At 67.5% G+C, this 18,557-nt stretch carries 17 protein-coding genes; 13 read left to right on the top strand and 4 right to left on the bottom strand.

Going from position 1 to position 18,557, the window contains the following annotated elements; translation table 11 throughout:
- Nucleotides 1-3: 3 nt before the first annotated feature.
- The 3 genes from AB3347_RS17045 to xseA all read right to left on the bottom strand — a co-directional run bounded on the left by AB3347_RS17045 (nt 4) and on the right by xseA (nt 2,958).
- Nucleotides 4-741, bottom strand: a complete 738-nt coding sequence (locus AB3347_RS17045) for a PEP-CTERM sorting domain-containing protein (RefSeq protein WP_369092978.1) — start codon at nt 739-741, stop codon at nt 4-6.
- A gap of 169 nt (nt 742-910) precedes the next feature.
- Entirely contained in the window at nt 911-1,489 is a 579-nt protein-coding gene (gene sodB, locus AB3347_RS17040) for a superoxide dismutase [Fe] (protein WP_369092977.1), read from the bottom strand.
- A gap of 95 nt (nt 1,490-1,584) precedes the next feature.
- Nucleotides 1,585-2,958, bottom strand: coding sequence for an exodeoxyribonuclease VII large subunit (gene xseA / locus AB3347_RS17035; RefSeq protein ID WP_369092976.1), 1,374 nt, complete (start codon nt 2,956-2,958; stop codon nt 1,585-1,587).
- Here xseA and AB3347_RS17030 point away from each other — a divergent pair.
- The 7 genes from AB3347_RS17030 (at nt 2,957) to adk (ending at nt 8,174) form a co-directional block, all read left to right on the top strand.
- The gene (locus AB3347_RS17030) at nt 2,957-3,145 is read left to right on the top strand and encodes a hypothetical protein (protein WP_369092975.1); all 189 of its coding nucleotides are present in this window, start codon (nt 2,957-2,959) and stop codon (nt 3,143-3,145) included. The two genes, xseA and AB3347_RS17030, sit on opposite strands and share 2 nt — an antisense overlap.
- Nucleotides 3,146-4,271: 1,126 nt before the next feature.
- Nucleotides 4,272-4,880, top strand: a complete 609-nt coding sequence (locus tag AB3347_RS17025) for a MotA/TolQ/ExbB proton channel family protein (protein WP_369092974.1) — start codon at nt 4,272-4,274, stop codon at nt 4,878-4,880.
- The gene (locus tag AB3347_RS17020) at nt 4,880-5,323 is read left to right on the top strand and encodes an ExbD/TolR family protein (RefSeq protein ID WP_369093049.1); all 444 of its coding nucleotides are present in this window, start codon (nt 4,880-4,882) and stop codon (nt 5,321-5,323) included. Before AB3347_RS17025 ends, AB3347_RS17020 begins: the two co-directional genes overlap by 1 nt.
- Before the next feature lie 40 nt (nt 5,324-5,363).
- Nucleotides 5,364-6,392 (top strand): tetraacyldisaccharide 4'-kinase, encoded by a 1,029-nt coding sequence (lpxK, locus tag AB3347_RS17015; protein WP_369092973.1) that lies wholly within the window; start codon nt 5,364-5,366, stop codon nt 6,390-6,392.
- Nucleotides 6,373-6,543, top strand: coding sequence for a Trm112 family protein (locus tag AB3347_RS17010; RefSeq protein ID WP_369092972.1), 171 nt, complete (start codon nt 6,373-6,375; stop codon nt 6,541-6,543). Before lpxK ends, AB3347_RS17010 begins: the two co-directional genes overlap by 20 nt.
- 4 nt (nt 6,544-6,547) lie before the next feature.
- The gene (gene kdsB / locus AB3347_RS17005; protein ID WP_369092971.1) at nt 6,548-7,300 is read left to right on the top strand and encodes a 3-deoxy-manno-octulosonate cytidylyltransferase; all 753 of its coding nucleotides are present in this window, start codon (nt 6,548-6,550) and stop codon (nt 7,298-7,300) included.
- Between the two features lie 217 nt (nt 7,301-7,517).
- Complete coding sequence (gene adk, locus AB3347_RS17000; RefSeq protein WP_369092970.1) at nt 7,518-8,174, top strand: adenylate kinase; 657 nt, start codon at nt 7,518-7,520, stop codon at nt 8,172-8,174.
- Between the two features lie 48 nt (nt 8,175-8,222).
- Here the strand turns inward: adk and AB3347_RS16995 are convergent, their stop codons facing one another.
- On the bottom strand, nt 8,223-8,735 hold the full coding sequence (locus AB3347_RS16995) for a DsbA family protein (RefSeq protein ID WP_369092969.1): 513 nt from the start codon (nt 8,733-8,735) through the stop codon (nt 8,223-8,225).
- Nucleotides 8,736-8,899: 164 nt separating this feature from the next.
- Between AB3347_RS16995 and AB3347_RS16990 the strand changes: the two genes are divergently transcribed.
- The 6 genes from AB3347_RS16990 (at nt 8,900) to AB3347_RS16965 (ending at nt 18,498) form a co-directional block, all read left to right on the top strand.
- On the top strand, nt 8,900-9,586 hold the full coding sequence (locus AB3347_RS16990) for a hypothetical protein (protein ID WP_369092968.1): 687 nt from the start codon (nt 8,900-8,902) through the stop codon (nt 9,584-9,586).
- A gap of 153 nt (nt 9,587-9,739) precedes the next feature.
- Nucleotides 9,740-10,498, top strand: a complete 759-nt coding sequence (locus AB3347_RS16985; protein WP_369092967.1) for a 3-hydroxyacyl-CoA dehydrogenase — start codon at nt 9,740-9,742, stop codon at nt 10,496-10,498.
- A 161-nt stretch (nt 10,499-10,659) separates the two neighbouring features.
- A complete protein-coding gene (gene ggt, locus AB3347_RS16980) occupies nt 10,660-12,381 on the top strand; it encodes a gamma-glutamyltransferase (protein ID WP_369093048.1) in 1,722 nt (573 codons plus the stop codon).
- Complete coding sequence (locus tag AB3347_RS16975) at nt 12,382-12,990, top strand: class I SAM-dependent methyltransferase (RefSeq protein ID WP_369092966.1); 609 nt, start codon at nt 12,382-12,384, stop codon at nt 12,988-12,990.
- 97 nt (nt 12,991-13,087) lie between these two features.
- Nucleotides 13,088-14,269, top strand: a complete 1,182-nt coding sequence (locus AB3347_RS16970) for a patatin-like phospholipase family protein (RefSeq protein WP_369092965.1) — start codon at nt 13,088-13,090, stop codon at nt 14,267-14,269.
- The gene (locus AB3347_RS16965; protein WP_369092964.1) at nt 14,266-18,498 is read left to right on the top strand and encodes a two-component regulator propeller domain-containing protein; all 4,233 of its coding nucleotides are present in this window, start codon (nt 14,266-14,268) and stop codon (nt 18,496-18,498) included. The genes AB3347_RS16970 and AB3347_RS16965 overlap by 4 nt, the downstream gene beginning before the upstream one ends.
- Nucleotides 18,499-18,557 lie beyond the last annotated feature (59 nt).

The following is an 18,557-nucleotide window of genomic DNA, read 5'->3' as shown; positions in this document are numbered from 1 at the left end:
CGCTCAATTTTTTATACTTACAACAGAGCGGCGGCGCATCCAGTTCCACAGCAGCGCCAGGCCGGCTGCCAGCAACGCGGCGCGGCGCGGTTCCGGAACCGGAGAAAGGCTCGACACGATGGCATTAGCGCCCAGGAACAGCACTCCCGATCCTTCCAGGGCGCCGCTGGCCCCGCTCACCGACACGGTGCCGCTCACAGGGCGTCCCGGGGAGCTTAGCGCACCCCCTTCGAAGCTGAGCGGGACAGCGTCAGGTGCCGACATGAACATGCCGGACATTCCGGCGTAGCTATAGAGCTGCGGCCCAGGCGCCACCGAACTGCTGAGCGTGGCATCCGCACTGAACACGAAGCCGGTATTCGGCGAGAGACTGTAGCTTGCAATCCGTTCCATGAAGACTTGCGCCGACCCCTCGGCAATGTGCAGGTCAAGGCTAATCAGCTCGGGCCTTACCTGGCCGCGCACGATATCCGCGCCGTGCTGCAGGACCACCGCTTGGTCGTCGCGGTTGTCGTTGTGGGCGTACTCGCGCGACCAGTTCGGGTCGTAGAACAGGGTGGCCTTCGGTGAGGGCATCCAGTCGAAACGGATCCAGGGACTCAGGCCGTCGTCCGGGGTCAGATCGATGAGTTGATATCGGAAATTGGTGATCGTGGCGTCAACGTCGACCACAGTGGCGGACGCGCTGCTCGCGAGCGATGACAGGAGCAGGGCCGCAGCGGCCCTCGACGGGGTGAACATGGGACCTCCGCTATCGAGCAACCATCATGCGCGCGGACCAGGCGGACGGGAAGCACGTTTCGCTTGCCGTGGTATGGCCGCAACGGGCCCGCAATGGGCCCATTAAAGCAAACAGCCCGCCGAAGCGGGCTGCGTCGTCGCATGTGCCGGCATGCCGGCAGCAGCGGGCTTACGCCATGTTCTGGTTCACGAAGTCCCAGTTGGCGACATTCCAGAACGCATCCAGGAACTTGGCGCGGGCGTTGCGGTAGTCGATGTAGTAGGCGTGCTCCCAGACGTCGGCGGTCAAGAGCGGCTTGTCCGAGGTGGTCAGCGGGGTGCCGGCGTTCGAGGTGTTGACGATGTCGACGCTGCCGTCGGTCTTCTGCACCAGCCAGGTCCAGCCCGAGCCGAAGTTGCCCAGTGCCGACTTGTTGAACTCTTCCTTGAACTTGTCGAACGAGCCCCACTTGGCGTTGATGGCGTCGGCCACCTTGCCGGTCGGCGCGCCGCCGCCGTTCGGCGACATGCAGTTCCAGAAGAAGGTGTGGTTCCACACCTGGGCCGAGTTGTTGAACACGCCGCCCTGCGACTTCTGGATGATCTCTTCCAGGGACATGTTTTCGTACTCGGTGCCCTTGATCATGTTGTTCAGGTTGGTCACATAGGTCTGGTGGTGCTTGCCGTAGTGGTATTCCAGGGTCTCGGCCGAGATGTGCGGCTGCAGGGCTTCCTTGGCGTACGGCAGTGCTGGCAGTTGATGTTCCATGTTTTCTTCCTTGTTCGTTGGTCGGACGGGTTTTGTTCCAGAGCGGCGTTATTCTAAACCGGATGACAAGATGTTGCATGCTTGGCCAGTGCGGCTCACGCGGGCGTCTCGCCGAGCGCGGTCTGCACGCTCGAGACCACGATGTCGGCGCTGCCGCCCGCCAGGCGCAGATTGAGCTTGTTGCGCGCCTTGATCTGGGCCGGGTCGCGCAGTACCTCACCCTTGGCGTTGCGCACGATCGCATAGCCGCGCTCCAGGGTGCGTTGCGGGTTCAGCAGCTCGAGCTGGGCCGACAGCGCGTTCAATGCGTCGCGCCGCCGCTTGATTGCATTGCACAGGCCGGTATTCAGGTGGCGTCCGTCGGCCAGCAGCTGGGCGCGCAGTGCGCGCATGTCGGGGCGGTGGCGCATCCAGCGCTGCTGCAGCTGGGCCAGCACCAGGTTCTGGCGGTTCACCGGGGTGCGCACCGCGTGGGTCAGCGCGGCCGCCATCGACAGCAGCTTCACGCGCTGGTGCCGGATCTGGGCCGAAGGGCTGAGCAGGCGGCGGCTGTAGCCGTCCAGGCCCTGGCTGGCTTCCGACAGCGTGCGGCGCATCGCCCGGCGCAGGTCCTGGGCGTCGCTCGAGAGCGAGGCAAGCCAGTCGGCGCGCGGGGTGGCGGCCAGTTCGGCGGCGGCGGTCGGGGTGGCGGCGCGCACGTCGGCGGCGAAGTCGGCGATGGTGACGTCGGTCTCGTGGCCCACGCCCGAGATCACCGGGATCTGGCAGGCGTCGATGGCGCGCGCCACGCATTCCTCGTTAAAACTCCACAGGTCCTCGATCGAGCCGCCGCCGCGGCACACCAGCAGCACCTCGGCTTCCTGGCGGCGGGAGGCGGTCATGATGGCTTCGGCGATCTTGTCGGCGGCGAACTGGCCCTGCACCGGGGCAGGGTAGAGGATCACGCGCACGTGCGGGGCGCGCCGGCGCAGGGCGGTCAACACGTCGCGCAGGGCCGCCGCCTGCGGGCTGGTGACGATGCCGATGGTGCGCGGGAACAGCGGCAGCGGGCGCTTGCGCTCTTGATCGAACAGGCCCTGGGCCTCGAGCTTTTGCTTGAGCCGCAGGAAGGCTTCGTAGAGCTGGCCCACGCCGGCGCGGCGGATGGTCTCGACATTGATCTGGTAGTCGCCGCGCGCGCCGTACAGGGTGACCAGCGCCCGTACCTCGACCTTGTCGCCTTCGCGCGGATTGAAGCCGGCGTACTGCGCGCGGCTGCGGAACATGACGGCGCGCACCTGGGCCGCGTCGTCCTTCAGCGTGAAATACCAGTGGCCGGAACTGGCGCGGGTGAAGTTCGAGATTTCCCCGCCAATCCAGACCAGTGGAAAACTCCGTTCGAGCAGGCGGGCGACCTGCTGGTTCAGGGCCGTCACGCTCAGGACAGATGGGGCGGTGTAGGCGGGGTCGGCGTCGTTTCGGAATTCCATGGGCTACTTGAATGAACGGCAAATGAAGGGCAAGAGGATGCTTATGTCATATCTCGGCCAAAACGACAAGGGGCGCGACAGCCGTGCGCGGCGGCTGGTGCGCTTGCAGCGCTTCACGCGTAGTTGCCGCTTTTCAATGCATTCTATTGAAATCCTTTGGAATCAATGGCTTGCAAAGGGGTATTGATGTTTTGGGCTGAGCTTATCCACAAAAACTGTGGGCAACTCATCCATAAGACACAAGATTGCGCAAGAAACGTGCGCTGGGGTCATAGACCTTACGCATCAAGCACTTAGCGTGCATATGCCTGGCTTGGACACACTGTTGTCCACAAAAAATGTGCATACCCTGTTCCCGGGGCGCGAGGCGTGCGAACCCGGAGAGCGTGCGGGACAGTCGGGGCCGGGGCTGCTCAAAAATGACGCTAGGAAATTTTATTGTGTTAGATCAATGACTTAAGCCCTTGTCGCGTCGCTTGCACACAATTTTGTCCACAAAAAGTGTGCACAAGGCGTCGGCGTCATGATCACGGGTGGCCGGCAGGCTCCTTGTGCTCGGTGGTATGACGGTGGAAAAGTCGGGCGGACACCCCGAGGACAGGCCTGGAATCCCGATTTGACTGCCCCTGCATGTTTGATGGGCAGTGGGGTGAGAATCATTTGAAATCAAAGGCTTATGGCAAGCTCTACAAGATTCATCACAATCTTATCCACAAAAAATGTGGAGACATGAATTTTGTCTGCCGGCACTCTTCCTGCGCAGAATAATTCATGCAGGAAAGGTCTCACATACACACAAAAGCTTGCGATACGGCAGATTGATTAAATTTTGTGCAGTATGTATTTTTTGTTTTATATCAAGCACTTAGCTGTCGAAGGACAGCCTTGCTCACATTTTTGTCCACATAAAGTGTGAGGAACCCTGGCCGGCCTTGGGCGTGAGGACGAAAGACGACACTGCCTAAATTTTGCGCCAAGGAAATTTCCTCAATAAAATCAACTACTTAAGTCATGCGCAGCGCCATTGCGCACAATTTTGTCCACAGAATTTGTTCGTAACTGTGCATTGTTGAGCTAGACCAATACCGTGCCTGAAAACGAGGAGAAAGGCATGGCAGGCCGTTTTGCACCCTGCCATTTTCTTGCGCAGGAGGAGAATGTCCTTTGAAATCAAGGCTCTTTGATCTAGATCAGCTTCTTGCACACATTTTTATCCACAGAACTTGTGCAGAACCTCAGGCGCAGCGCACTTGCCGCATAGCTGGCAACTTGTTACATTGCTGAATTGATTTTCTTTCCCACAGGAGTTTCTCTTGCTCGCCATTTTTCAAGCTGCAGGCTGGCCTATCTGGCTGTTGCTGGTCGCCTCGATCGTTGCTGTTGCCCTGATCGTGGAACGCCTGATCTATCTGCGGCGCGAGAAGATCCTCCCGAAGCAATTGCTGGATGAAGTGATCCGCGTCTACCGCTCCGGCAAGGTCACGCCGGACGTGGTCGACAAGCTCGAACACAATTCGCCGCTCGGCACGGTGCTGGCCTCGGCCCTGCGCAATGTCGACGCCCCGCGCGACGTCATGAAGGAATCGATCGAGGAGGCCGGCCGCGGCGTCGCCCACGGCCTGGAACGCTTCCTGACCACCCTCGGCACCATCGCCTCGCTGGCGCCGCTGATGGGCCTGTTCGGCACCGTGGTCGGCATGATCGAGATCTTCGGCGCCCAGAGCCCGACCGGCGGCAGCAACCCGGCCCAGCTGGCGCACGGCATCTCGGTAGCCCTGTACAACACCGGCTTCGGCCTGGCCATCGCCATGCCGGCCCTGGTGTTCTACCGCCACTTCCGCGCCCTGGTCGACAGCTTCATCGTCGAGATGGAACTGCAGGCCGTGAAGTTCGTCGACGTCGTGCACGGGACCCGCAAATGATGAACTTCCGCCGCGGCCGCCAGCGCGAGGAACCGGAGATCAACCTGATTCCGTTCATCGACGTGCTGCTGGTCGTCCTCATCTTCCTGATGGTCTCGACCACCTACAGCAAGTTCACCGAGCTGCAGATCACGCTGCCCACGGCCGACGCCGAGAAGGTGCAGGAGCGGCCCTTCGAGATCAACGTCACCATCGATGCCAAGGGCAACTACACGGTGAACAACGTGCCGGTGGCCTTCCACAGCGTGGCCGGCCTGGCCGACGACCTGAAGAACGCCGCCCGCAGCGGCGGTCCGAACGGCCAGCCGGCGAACGATCCGGTGGTGATCGTCAATGCCGACCAGTTCGCGATGCACCAGATGGTCATCAACGTGCTGGAAGCGGCGCGCGTGGCCGGCTACGACAAGCTGACCTTCGCCGCCCAGACCGGCACCAAGAAATAAACAGCGGGCGGGCGCCACGGCGTTCCGCTGCAGCTCCTCCATGGCTTCCAATCTCGAATCGACCCTCACCCGCGCCTGGCTGCGCCGCGGCCCGCTGGCGCTGGCGCTGCTGCCGCTCGCGCTGCTGTTCCGGGCGCTGTCCGGCATCCGTGCGCTGCTCTACCGCCTCGGCCTGAAACACAGCGAGCGCCTGCCGGTGCCCGTCGTCGTGGTCGGCAATATCTTCATCGGCGGCACCGGCAAGACGCCGCTGACGATCTGGTTGGCCGAGAGCCTGCGCGGCGCCGGCATGCGTCCCGGCGTGATCTCGCGCGGCCACGGCGGGGCCGAAGCGGCGCCGCGCGCGGTCACGCCGCAATCGACGCCGGCCGAGGTGGGCGACGAGCCGCTCCTGATCGCCGCGCGGGCCGGCTGCCCGGTGGTGGTGGGGCGCGAGCGCGCGCAGGCGGGCAGGGCGCTGCTGGCGGCGCATCCCGAGGTCGACGTGATCATCACCGACGACGGCCTGCAGCACTATGCGCTGGCGCGCGACGTCGAGATCGTGCTGTTCGACGGCCGCGGCGTCGGCAACGGCTGGCTGCTGCCGGCCGGGCCGCTGCGCGAGCCGCCGGCGCGCCGCCGCGATTTCACGGTGGTGAACGCTCCCGAGATCACGCCGGCACTGGCGCGCGCGGTCGGCGGCCAGCCGTTCCGGATGCAGCTGGCGGGCGACTTTGCCGAGCCCCTGATGCGCCCGGAAGACTGCCTTCCCCTGGCGCGCCTGAAGGGCCGCCGCATCGTGGCCGCCGCCGGCATCGGCAACCCGGGGCGCTTCTTCGCCATGCTGCGCGGCGCCGGCCTGGACTTCCAGGAACTGCCGCTGCCGGACCACCACGACTTCCTCGACCGGCCTTTCGACGGGCTCGACGCCGATGTCATCCTGATCACGGAGAAGGATGCAGTAAAATGTCGGCAACTTGATAACCTGAAGGACGACCCGCGCTTGTGGGTCGTGCCGGTGACGGCGCGGATCGACCCCGCGCTGGCCGAACAAATCGTGGAGAAATGTCGTGGACGCTCGACTGCTTGATATCCTGGTGTGCCCGCTGTGCAAGGGCCCACTCCAGTACGACAAGAAGGCGCAGGAACTGATCTGTAGCCCGGACCGCCTTGCCTATCCGATTCGCGACGGTATCCCGATCATGTGGGCCGACCAGGCGCGCAAGATCGAAGCGGTGTAAGCCGATGGGCTTTACCGTCATCATCCCGGCGCGCCTTGGCTCGACCCGCCTGCCGAACAAGCCGCTGGCCGACCTCGGCGGCAAGCCGATGGTGGTGCGCGTGGCCGAGCGGGCGCGCGCATCGGGCGCGTCGCGCATCATCGTCGCCGCCGACCATCCGGATATCCTGGCGGCCTGCGCAGCGCACGGCATCGAAGCCTGCATGACCCGCGCCGACCATCCGTCGGGCACCGACCGCATCGCCGAAGTCGCGCTCGCGCTCGGTTTGGCGCCGGATGAGGTGGTGGTCAACCTGCAGGGCGACGAGCCGCTGATCGACCCGGCGCTGCTGGCCGCCTGCGCCGCCCGCATCCGCGACGGCGTGCCGATGGCCACCGTGGCGCACCCGATCACGGAGGTGGCCGACGCGTTCAACCCGAACGTGGTCAAGGTGGTGCTCGACAAGGCGGGCAGGGCGCTGTATTTCTCGCGCGCCACGATTCCTTGGCACCGCGACGCCTTCGCGACCAGCAAGGACACGCTGCCGGCCGGCTACGCGCCGCTGCGCCACGTCGGCTTGTATGCCTATAGCAACGCTTTCCTGCAGGCCTATCCGGCGCTGGACAGTGCTCCCCTCGAAACCATCGAGGCGCTGGAGCAGTTGCGCGTGCTGTGGCATGGCTACCCGATCGCCGTGCACATCACCGACAGCGCGCCGCCGGCGGGTGTCGACACGCCCGAGGACCTGGAGCGCGTGCGGCGCCACTACGCTCCCTGAACTTCCTTACGCCAGTTTTACGTTGTCTGCGCTATGTCAAAACGACCTGGCGGAGGCCCCCGGGATTGGCGTTAAAGCTGACTTTTGTGGTAACTTTCGTGTCAAGTAGCCAGATATGCATCAAATGCCGCATCCCATGCAGTTGCAAATGCGGCATCAAACGCGATCGTTAGCGCGCATAAAAATTATTAACATCCTCTAAGAATCTAGGAAACTCATGCGTCTCATTCTGTTAGGAGCACCCGGCGCCGGCAAAGGCACCCAGGCCAACTTCATCAAGGAAAAGTTCAACATTCCGCAGATTTCCACCGGCGACATGCTGCGCGCCGCGATCAAGGCTGGAACCGAGCTGGGCATGGCTGCCAAGAAGGTCATGGATGCGGGCCAGCTGGTGTCGGACGACATCATCATCGGCCTGGTGAAAGAGCGCCTGAAGGAGACCGACTGCGCCAACGGCTACCTGTTCGACGGCTTCCCGCGCACCATCGCGCAGGCCGACGCCATGAAGGACAGCGGCGTGGCCATCGACTACGTGCTGGAAATCGACGTGCCGGACGAGCTGATCGTCGAGCGCATGTCGGGCCGCCGTTCGCACCCGGCCTCGGGCCGCGTGTACCACACCAAGTTCAACCCGCCGAAGGTCGAGGGCGTCGACGACGTCACCGGCGAAGCGCTGGTGCAGCGCGACGACGACAAGGAAGAGACCGTCCTGAAGCGTCTGTCCGTGTACCACAACCAGACCGAAGTGCTGCTCGGCTACTACAACAAGTGGGCCCAGTCGGGCCTGCCGGGCGCGCCGAAGTACCGCAAGATCTCGGGCGTCGGCCCGGTCGAGCAGGTGCGCGACGCCGCCTTCGCGGCCCTGTCCGAGTAAATAGTCAAGGACTTGATCGAACGGCCCTGCGGGGCCGTTTTGCATTGTTCAGAGGCGGCGCTCCACCGCCGCCGTCAGCGAAGCGCGGTCCGAGTCTCCCTGGTAGCGCTCGCCGTTGATGAAAAAGCTCGGCGTGCCGCTCGCGCCCAGCGACTTCGCCTGGGCCGCCTGCTGCCGGATCCGTTCGCGGTGCCGGCGCTGCGCCAGGTCCTGGTCGAAGCGTGCGCCGTCCAGCCCCAGCTGCTGCGCCAGCAGCGGCAGTTGCGCCGGCGCCATCTGCGCCTGGTGCTCGAACAGCGTATCGTGCATGTCCCAGAACTTGCCCTGGGCCGCGGCCGCTTCCGCAGCTTCGGCGGCGGTTTCCGCATACGGGTGCATGCTGAGTGGCAAATGGCGGTAGACCAGGGCGATCCGTTCGCCATACTGCTGCTGCAGCCCGGCCAGGGTGGGATGGGCGCGGGCGCAGTAGGGGCACTGGAAATCCCCGTACTCGATGATCACGATGTCGGCATCGGGACGTCCCCGGATGTGGTCGCCTTCCGAGATCTGCACCTGGCGCATGCTCGCTCCTGTGGATGTGGACGGCCCGATCTTCGCATGCCTGCCGGCGGCCGCGCGGTCTGTTACCGCCTATCAATGATGTAAGGGAGTGTTTCGCGTGCGCCGAGGCCGCGTGCAGAAGAGAATAATGGCCGGTCCACCATTCGAATCGCATGAGGTGCACCATGAGTCCCATCCAGTCCATGATTGCCGTGCTGTTCGCGCTGGGTTCGGCGGGCGCGCTGGCCCAGAACCAGGCCCCGGCACAGCCGCCCACCGGCAAGCCGGTGGACGACAGCGCCGTCTTCGGTCCGGTGCTGAACCCGCAGACGCCCCCGGCCACGACCCGGAAGCCGAGCCAGGCCAGCACGCAGGCGACCGGCGAGGCGCGGCCGCAGGCGCAGGAAGAACGTGCCGGCCAGGCGCCGGTCACCAGCAAGCACAACGAGGTCGATCCCTCGGCCCGTCCGGCTCCGGAGACCACGCCGCCGCAAAGCCGGCAGCTGCAGCCCCAGCCGCAGTCCCAGACCCTGCAACCGAAAACGCAGCAGGAACTGCAGGGCCGCCCGGAACGCCAGCAACAGACGAAGAAAGACAAGCAGGCCCAGCGCCGCCCTGGCGCGGTCCAGCGCATCGAGGGCACGCCGCGCATCGCCGCCCCGGCGCCGACCCTGACGCCGCCGCCGCCGACCGCGGCAGGGGCCATGCCGGCCCCGGTCGGCCCGCAGACCAGCCAGGTGATCGGCTGCATGGGCAGCGGCTGCACCGACGTCGACGGCGGCGCCTATAACGCCGGCAGCGCCGGCAACGCCACCGTCAGCAGCAGCGGCCGCCTGTGCACCCGCAACGGCGCCAACATGCAGTGCCTGTGAGGCCAGATCAATAGCCGAGCCAGCTGAATGGTTTTTTCTGGCAAAAGTTCGCTACAATGCCGCTGCTTGACGTTTACGTTAACGTAATTAACGGAAGACGTGCGTCATCACCGCTTGCAGACAGCGGCACCAGAACTTTTAAAAGGGAAAACCATGCAAATTCAGAACAATGTGTTCATCGTGACCGGTGGCGCGTCGGGCCTGGGAGCAGCCACGGCGCGCATGATCACGGAAGCGGGCGGCAAGGTCGTCATCGCCGACGTGCAGCTTGAGGCCGGCGCCGCCCTGGCGGCCGAACTCGGCGGCCAGTTCGTCAAGTGCGACGTCACCCTTGAAGCCGATGGCCTGGCGGTCGTGGATGCGGCCGTCAAGCTGGGCACGCTGCGCGGCCTGGTCAACTGCGCCGGCGTGGCGCCGGCCATCAAGACCGTCGGCAAGGATGGTCCGCATCCGCTGGACGCCTTCCAGCGCGCGGTGAACATCAACCTGGTCGGTACCTTCAACATGTGCCGCCTGGCGGCCGACGCCATGGGCAAGCTCGACGCCTCGGAATACGGCGAGCGCGGCATCATCATCAACACCGCCTCGGTCGCGGCCTTCGACGGCCAGATCGGCCAGGCCGCCTACGGCTCGTCGAAAGCGGCGGTCGCCGGCATGACCCTGCCGATGGCGCGCGACCTGGCGCGCAGCGGCATCCGCGTGATGACCATCGCCCCGGGCATCTTCGAAACCCCGATGCTGATGGGGATGCCGCAGGAAGTGCGCGACTCGCTGGGCAAGATGGTGCCGTTCCCGCCGCGCCTCGGCATGCCGAAGGAGTACGCGCACCTGGCCAAGGCCATCATCGAAAACGTGATGCTCAACGGCGAAACGATCCGCCTGGACGGCGCGATCCGCATGCAGCCGAAGTAAGCATTCCTGAAGCCGCCTGCCAATTGTTGTACGATTGGCGGATGTCGGGCGCGTGGCGCAAGCCGCGCGCCCGTTTTTGCTTCTGGAGAGACGATTTGACGAACACGAAGATCCGCCACGCCGTGCTGGTCCTGGCGCTGGCGCTGAGCACCGGCCCGCAGGTGCTGGCGCAGGACACCCGCCAGGCCGCGCCCGAAGCCGCTACCGGCTATGCCCAGAAGGCCGGCTGGCCGGCAAGGAAATACATGGTGGCCGCGGCCAATCCGCTGGCGGTGGAAGCCGGCTACCGGATCCTGAAGCAGGGCGGCAGCGCGATCGACGCCGCCATCGCCACCCAGCTGGTGCTGACCCTGGTCGAGCCGCAATCGTCCGGTATCGGCGGCGGCGCCTTCCTGGTGCACTACGACGGCCGCAAGACCCAGGCCTTCGACGGCCGCGAGACCGCGCCCGCGAAAGCCGACGAGCGCCTGTTCCAGCGCCCGGACGGCACGCCGCTGTCGCGCACCGAGGGCATCGTCGGCGGCCGCTCGGTGGGCGCGCCCGGCGTGCTGCGCATGCTCGAACTGGCGCACAAGGAGCATGGCAAGCTGCCCTGGAAGGCCTTGTTCGCGCCCGCCATCCGGCTGTCGGAAGACGGCTTCGCGGTGAGCCCGCGCCTGCATGCGCTCTTGTCGGGCGACCGCTACCTGCGCAAGGACCCGGAGGCCGCGCGCTACTTCTACGGCAACGGCGGCCAACCCTGGCCGGTCGGCCACATCCTCAAGAACCCGGCGCTGGCCAGGACCTTGCGCGAGATCGCCGAGGGCGGCGCCGACGTGTTCTACCAGGGCCGCATCGCGCGCGACATCGCGGCCAAGGTGCAGGGCCACCCGAGCAATCCGGGCCTGCTCAGCGCAGCGGACATTGCCGCCTACCAGCCCAAGGTCCGCACCCCGGTGTGCAGCGACTATCGTGCCTACACGGTATGCGGCATGCCGCCGCCATCCTCGGGCGGCATCGCGGTGGCGCAGATGCTGGGCATGTTCGAGACCTTCGACATGAAGGCGCTCGCGCCCACCAACGGCGTGCCGGGGCCGGAGGCGCTGCACGTGTTCACCGAAGTAGGGCGCCTGGCCTACGCCGACCGCAACCGCTACGCGGCCGACAGCGACTTCGTGCCGCTGCCGGGCCGCGGCGTGCCGAGCCTGATCGACAAGAACTACCTGGCCGGCCGCGCCAAACTGGTGGGCCCGCGCTCGATGGGCGAAGCCGCGGCCGGCAAGCCGCCCGGCCTGGAGACGGCCTGGCGCTGGGGCAAGGACAACGCCATCGAGACCCCGTCCACCTCGCACGTGGCGGTGGTCGACGGCTACGGCGCCGGCCTGGCCATGACCACCACCATCGAAGACGCCTTCGGCTCGCGCCAGATGGTGGACGGCTTCATCCTCAACAACCAGCTGACCGACTTCTCGTTCGCCTCGCGCGACGCCGACGGCCCGATCGCCAATCGCGTCGAAGCCGGCAAGCGCCCGCGCAGCGCGATGTCGCCCACCGTGGTGTTCGACCGCAAGACCGGCCGGCTGGTGCTGACCGTGGGCTCGCCGGGCGGCCCGGCCATCATCAACTACGTCGCCAAGGTGCTGGTCGGCACCCTCGACTGGGGCCTGAACGTGCAGGAAGCGATTTCGCTGCCCAACTTCGGCAGCCGCAACGGCCCGACCGAGCTCGAGGTGGGACGCTTCCCGTCCACCACCATCGAGGCGCTGAACGCGCGCGGCCACAAGGTGCGCCTGGGCGAGCAGACCTCGGGCCTGCACGGCATCCAGCGCATCGAGGTGCATGGCGTGCCGCTGTGGTACGGCGGGGCCGATCCGCGCCGCGAAGGCGTGGCCAAGGGCGACTGAATGCCCGCCCCGTCGACGGCGGCCGCCTACGACCTGCTGGCGGAACGCTGGCGGGACGGCAGCTTCGACGGGACCAACGGCATCGGCCAGCACGAGCGGGCGCTGGCCTTCGTCGCGCGGGATGACGGCGGCTGGGCGCTCAACGTCGGCTGCGGATGCAACACCCGCTTCAACGCGATGATGCGTGCGCACGGTCTGCGGATCGAAGGCGTCGATGTTTCGGCGCGCATGCTGTCGTTGGCGCGGGCGGCCGACCCGGATGTCACCCTGCACCATGCCGACATCTGCGCCTGGCCGCTGCCGCGCCGCTACCGCTTCATCACGGCATGGGACAGCATCTGGCATGTCGAGCGCGAAGAACAGCCTGCGCTGATGCGCAAGCTGATGGGGGCGCTCGAACCGGGCGGCGTGTTCGTCTTTTCGGCCGGTGGCCTGGACGAAGCGGCCGAACACGTCGATGCGGCGATGGGGACGCCGCTCTACTACGGCACGCTCGGGATCCCGGGGCTGCTCGCCGTGATCGGGCAGGCAGGCTGCGTGTGCCGGCACCTCGAGTTCGACCAATACCCCGAGAAGCACCTGTTCGTCCTTGCCCAGCGCTTGCCGTAACACGTGAGTATTGCCTTGGCCGAGGCGATCGTCAGCGAAATCCAACTAAAGCCCATTTATTTCCCAAGAGACAGCTGACTTTTGCTAAGCTTGGCGGGTGGACAGACAAGCAAAAACGGGCCTGGTCCTCACAGGCGGCGGAGCGCGCGCCGCCTACCAGGCCGGCGTGATGCATGCGATCGCCCGCATCCTGGCAGACGCGGGTCGTCCGGCCCTGCGTTCTCCCTTCGATATCATCTGCGGCACCTCGGCCGGCGCCCTGAACGCCACCGCGCTGGCCTGCCGCGCCGATGACTTCAGCAGCGCCGTGCGCGGCCTGCTGGGGGTGTGGGAGGGCGTGGCCGCCCACCAGGTCTACCGTGCCGATTCGCTGGCGGTGCTGTGCTCCGGCGCGCGCTGGCTGTCGCTGCTGTCCTTCGGCTGGCTGCTGCGCAAGTGGCACGCCTCGCCGCCCCAGTCCCTGCTCGACAATACCCCGCTGGCCGGCCTGCTGCACCGCGCCCTCGACCTGCCGCGCCTGGACGCCGCGCTGGCCGACGGGGTGCTGCACGCGCTGGCGATCACCGCTTCGTCCTATTCCAGCGGACACCACATCACCTTCTACCAGGCCGCGCGCGAGATCGCGCCCTGGCTGCGCCACCAGCGCCTGGCGCTGGCGACCCAGATCAGCGTCGAGCACCTGCTGGCCTCCAGCGCCATCCCCTTCATCTTCCCGGCGGTGCCGCTGTACCTGGGCGGACGGCGCGAATACTGCGGCGACGGTTCGATGCGCCAGCTGGCGCCGATCGCGCCGGCCATCCACCTGGGCGCGACGCGCGTGCTGGTGGTGGGGGCAGGGCGCATGTCGGAGGCGGCCATGGACCCGGTGCCGGGGGTGGCGGCCAGCGGCGGTTATCCGAGCCTGGCGCAGATCGCCGGTCACGCGCTGTCCTCGATCTTCCTCGACAGCCTGGCGTCCGACATCGAGCGCCTGCAGCGGGTCAACCAGACGCTCGAGCGCGTGCCGCCGGAGGCGCGGGCGGCGCTGCCGCTGCGGCGCGTGGAACTGCTGGTGATCGCGCCCTCCGAACGGCTCGACAACATCGCACTGCGCCACGTGCACGCCCTGCCGGCCCCGGTGCGCACGCTGCTGGGCGGGATCGGCGCGCTCGAGACCCGCGGCGCGGCGCTGGCTTCCTACCTGCTGTTCGAAGGCGCCTACACGCGCGAGCTGATCCGCCTCGGCGAACACGATACCCTGGCCCGGCGCGACGACGTGCTGGCCTTCTTCCCCGAATGAAGACGCTGCTGCGACTGTTCGCCACGGCGCTCCTGCTGGCCATGTGCGCGGGCGTGATGGCCGCTTCGCCGCGCCAGACGCTGCGCTTCGAGCACCTGTCGGTGGCCGAAGGGCTGGCGCAGGAGACCGTGCTGGCGGTGCTGCAGGACCGCGACGGCTTCATGTGGTTCGGCACCCAGAACGGCCTGTCGCGCTTCGACGGCTACCGCGTCATCAACTATCGCAACGTGCCGGGCAAGCCGCGCTCGCTGTCGAACAGCTGGGTGCGCGTGCTGCACCTCGACCGCCACGGCCGGCTGTGGCTGGGCACCGACGGCGGCCTCAACCTGTACGACCCGGTGACCCAGTCCTTCACCCTGTTCGTGCCGGAAGAGACGGCGCGGCGCGGCAACGGCAACCGCCACATCAACGCCATCGTCGGCGACGGCCGCGACGGGCTCTGGATCGGCACCAACGACGGCCTGCAGTACTTCGACACCGCGCTGCGCCGCTTCACCACCTGGCACCACGAGCACGGCAACGACGGCAGCCTGAGCGACGACAACGTCAATGCGCTGGCGCTGGACGGCGCCGGCCGCCTGTGGATCGGCACCGGCGGGGGACTCGACAGCCTGGGCCCGGAGCGCACGCGCATCGAGCACCACCCGTCCGGCCTGGACCCGCGCCGCAATCCGGTGCACGCACTGATGGTGGATGGCGAGCAGCGCCTGTGGGTCGGCCGCACCGGCGGGCTGGAACGCCGCGCATTGACCGGCCTTGATGCGGGCAAGCTGCGCCGCTTCGGTCCGGCGGACGGCATCGGCGCTTGGTGGATCACGGCCCTGTACCGCGACGCCGGCGGCGAGATCTGGGTCGGCACCCACGACGACGGCCTGCTGCGCTGGCGCGGCCGCGAGGACAGCTTCGAGAACCACCGCCACGCCGTCGCCGACCGCCACAGCCTGGGCGACAACCAGGTGTCCTCGCTGTACCGCGACCGCCTCGGCACCTTCTGGGTCGGCACCTGGTATGCGGGCGTGTCGCGCGTGGACCTGGGCAGCGGCGGCTTCACCCGCATCGTGCGCAGCGGCGATGGCGTCGAGGACGGCACCCTGGCCGACAACAAGGCACGCGCGCTGCTGGGCGACGGCGAGCGGCTCTGGGTCGGCACCGCCACCGCGCTCAACCATGTCGATCCGGCCACCGGCGCCAGCACCATCTACCGCCCGGATCCGCGCAACCCGAACAGCCTGGCCGGCCTGCCGGCTTCCGCGCTGGCGCGCGACGCCGCCGGCCGGTTGTGGATCGGCGGCCGCACCGGCGTCACCGCGTACGATCCCGCCACCCGCCGCTTCGACCGCCATGCGCTGCCCGGCGACGCCGACGCCAACCACGTGCGCGCCCTGTACGCGGCGCCCGACGCCGGCATCTGGATCGCCACCCGCGGCGGCCTGCACCGGCTCGACCCTGCCACCCGCAAGATCGACAGCTGGCGCCACGACCCGTTCCGCTCGACCAGCCTGGCCGACGACATCGTGCGCCCGATGCTGCAGGACCGGCGCGGCCGCATGTGGGTCGGCACCTTCGACGGCCTCGACCTGATGGATCGCGCCAGCGGGCGCTTCCGCCACTTCCGCCACGACCCCTACGATGCCGACAGCCTCAGCCACGACGAGGTGCATGCGCTGTTCGAGGACAGCCGCGGCGACGTCTGGGTCGGCACCGCGGTCGGCCTGAACCGCATGGTGACCGCGAACGACGGCTCGGTGAGCTTCGTGCGCTACACCACCCGCGACGGACTGCTCGACGATGCGGTCGCCGCCATCCTCGAGGACGGCGACGGGCGCCTGTGGGTCAGCACCACCAGCGGCATTTCCTGCTTCGACCCGGTGGCCAAGCGCTGGCGCAACTACACCGCCGCCGACGGCATCACCGAAGGCGCCTTCTTCGATACATCGGCCCTGCGCGGCGCCGACGGCACCCTGTACTTCGGCGGCTTCAACGGCATCACGGCCTTCGATCCGCGCGCGATTCGCGACAACCGGGTGGCGCCGCGGCCCGTGATCACCGGCCTGTCGATCTTCAACCGGCCGATCGAGGAAGCGCTGCCGGACGCGCTGCGCGGGCCGGTCGAGCATGCCGAGACGGTGACCCTGCCGGCCGGCGCCTCGGTGTTCACGCTGGAGTTCTCGGCGCTGCACTTCGCCGCGCCCGAGCGCAACCGCTTCGCCTACCGCCTCGACGGCTTCGACCAGGACTGGGTGCAGGGCGACGCCGGCAAGCGCTTCGCCACCTACACCAACCTCGATCCCGGCACCTATGTGTTCCGGCTGCGCGCGGCCAACAAGGACGGTGTCTGGAGCGAGCAGGTGGCGGCGCTGGCGATCACGATCGAGCCGCCGCCCTGGGGCACGCCGTGGTTCCGCGCGGTCGCGGTGCTGCTGGCGGCCACGCTCGGCTACGTCGCGGTGCGCATGCGCCTGTCGGGGCTGCGGCGCCAGAAGGAGCAGCTCGAGAGCCAGGTCAGCGTGCGCACCGAACAGGTCGAACAGCAGAACCGCATGCTCGAGCAGCAGACCCGGGAACTGCGCGACCAGGAACAGCGCGTGCGCCAGCAGTCCAACGAACTGGCGCGCGCCTACCGCGCGCTGCAGGAGAACGAGGAATTCCTGCGCCAGGCCAAGCAGCGGGCCGAGGACGCGACGCGCCAGAAGTCCGAATTCCTGGCCAACATGAGCCACGAGATGCGCACCCCGCTGGCCGGCGTGATCGGCATGCTCGGCTTCGCGCTGCGCGACCCGGGCCTGCGCGAAACCACGCGCGAGCAGATCGAGCGCGGCCAGGGCAATGCCCAGTCGCTGCTGGCGATCATCAACGACCTGCTCGACTTCTCGAAGATCGAGGCGGGCAAGCTGAGCATCGAGAACATCGACTTCGACCTGCACGCCAAGATCGACAACGTGGCCAACCTGTTCGAGGAGCAGGCGGCCGGCAAGAGCGTCGGCTTCGACGTGCGCATCGATCCGGCGCTGCCGCGCTTCGTGGTGGGCGACCCGACCCGGCTGCGCCAGGTGCTGGTCAACCTGGTCGGCAATGCCTTCAAGTTCACCCGCTCCGGCTCGGTGTCGCTGGCGGTCGAGCTGCGCGAGGAAGACCAGGTGCGCGGCGAGGGCTGGAACATGGTGCGCTTCACGGTGCGCGACACCGGCATCGGGATCCCGGCCGACGCGCTGCCGCGCCTGTTCCAGAAGTTCGAGCAGGCCGACACCACCACCACGCGCCGCTACGGCGGCACCGGGCTCGGGCTGGCGATCTGCCGCCAGCTGGTGGCGCTGATGGGCGGTTCCATTGGCGTCAACAGCCTCGAGGGCAAGGGCAGCACCTTCAGCGTGCTGCTGCCGCTGGCCGACGGGGTCGAGCCGCCGCACGTCGAGCAGGCGCCGCGCGCGCCGCACACCCACCGCCTGCGCATCCTGTGCGCCGAGGACTTCCCGACCAACCAGATCATCGCCCGCACCATGGTCGAAGAGATGGGCCACGAGATCGACATCGCCGACAACGGCCTGCTTGCGGTGGCGGCCTGCGCCCGCGTGCGCTACGACCTGGTGCTGATGGACGGCCGCATGCCCGAGATGGACGGCGCCACCGCCACCCGCATCATCCGGGCCGGCGGCACGCCTGAGGCGCGCGTGCTCGACCAGCACATGATGATCGTGGCCCTGACCGCCAACGCCAGCGGCGAGGACCGGGCGCGTTACCTGGCCTGCGGCATGGACGCCTTCCTGACCAAGCCGATCGACGAAGATGCGCTGCACCAGCAGATCTCGCGCGCCATCGAACGCCAGCTCGGGCGCGGCATCGCGCTGCCGCCGATGCATCCCCAGGCGCAGGCGGCCGCGCCGCTGGCCGTGCTGGATGCGATGTTCGGCGTCGCGCCCGCGGAAGCGTCGGCCGCGCCGGCGGCGCCGGCCCGCCAGGCCGACGACCTGGGCGCGCGCCTGCGCGCCGCCTTCGCCGCCGACCTGCCGCGCCGCCGCGCCGAGCTCGATGCGGCGCTGGCAGCGGGCGACCTGGAGGCGGCGGGGAGGGTGCTGCACGGCTTGCGCGGCAGCGCCGCCTACCTGGGCGAGCCGGCGCTCGGCCAGCTGTGCGCCACGCTGGAAGCGGCCGCCGACGCCGGCGAGCGCGAACGCCTGCTGGCCGGCGTCGCGCAGCTCGGGCGCCGGCTGGCCGCCTTCGACCAGGCCTGATGCCGGCCACGTCCGCATTGGCTTCGCATTGGCTTCGCTTTGGCTTCGCTTTGGCTTAT

This window comes from Massilia sp. X63 (genome assembly GCF_041023745.1).
Taxonomy (GTDB): Bacteria; Pseudomonadota; Gammaproteobacteria; order Burkholderiales; family Burkholderiaceae_D; genus Telluria.
This window is presented reverse-complemented; position numbering and strand designations above follow the sequence as displayed.

What these genes read in the sequence shown, in the direction of transcription:
- AB3347_RS17045 (WP_369092978.1), bottom strand. Translation starts at nt 741, where the DNA reads ATGTTCACCCCGTCGAGGGCCGCTGCGGCCCTGCTCCTGTCATCGCTC.
- sodB (WP_369092977.1), bottom strand. Translation starts at nt 1,489, where the DNA reads ATGGAACATCAACTGCCAGCACTGCCGTACGCCAAGGAAGCCCTGCAG.
- AB3347_RS17030 (WP_369092975.1), top strand. Translation starts at nt 2,957, where the DNA reads ATGGGCTACTTGAATGAACGGCAAATGAAGGGCAAGAGGATGCTTATG.
- xseA (WP_369092976.1), bottom strand. Translation starts at nt 2,958, where the DNA reads ATGGAATTCCGAAACGACGCCGACCCCGCCTACACCGCCCCATCTGTC.
- AB3347_RS17020 (WP_369093049.1), top strand. Translation starts at nt 4,880, where the DNA reads ATGAACTTCCGCCGCGGCCGCCAGCGCGAGGAACCGGAGATCAACCTG.
- lpxK (WP_369092973.1), top strand. Translation starts at nt 5,364, where the DNA reads ATGGCTTCCAATCTCGAATCGACCCTCACCCGCGCCTGGCTGCGCCGC.
- kdsB (WP_369092971.1), top strand. Translation starts at nt 6,548, where the DNA reads ATGGGCTTTACCGTCATCATCCCGGCGCGCCTTGGCTCGACCCGCCTG.
- adk (WP_369092970.1), top strand. Translation starts at nt 7,518, where the DNA reads ATGCGTCTCATTCTGTTAGGAGCACCCGGCGCCGGCAAAGGCACCCAG.
- AB3347_RS16995 (WP_369092969.1), bottom strand. Translation starts at nt 8,735, where the DNA reads ATGCGCCAGGTGCAGATCTCGGAAGGCGACCACATCCGGGGACGTCCC.
- AB3347_RS16990 (WP_369092968.1), top strand. Translation starts at nt 8,900, where the DNA reads ATGAGTCCCATCCAGTCCATGATTGCCGTGCTGTTCGCGCTGGGTTCG.
- AB3347_RS16985 (WP_369092967.1), top strand. Translation starts at nt 9,740, where the DNA reads ATGCAAATTCAGAACAATGTGTTCATCGTGACCGGTGGCGCGTCGGGC.
- AB3347_RS16975 (WP_369092966.1), top strand. Translation starts at nt 12,382, where the DNA reads ATGCCCGCCCCGTCGACGGCGGCCGCCTACGACCTGCTGGCGGAACGC.
- AB3347_RS16965 (WP_369092964.1), top strand. Translation starts at nt 14,266, where the DNA reads ATGAAGACGCTGCTGCGACTGTTCGCCACGGCGCTCCTGCTGGCCATG.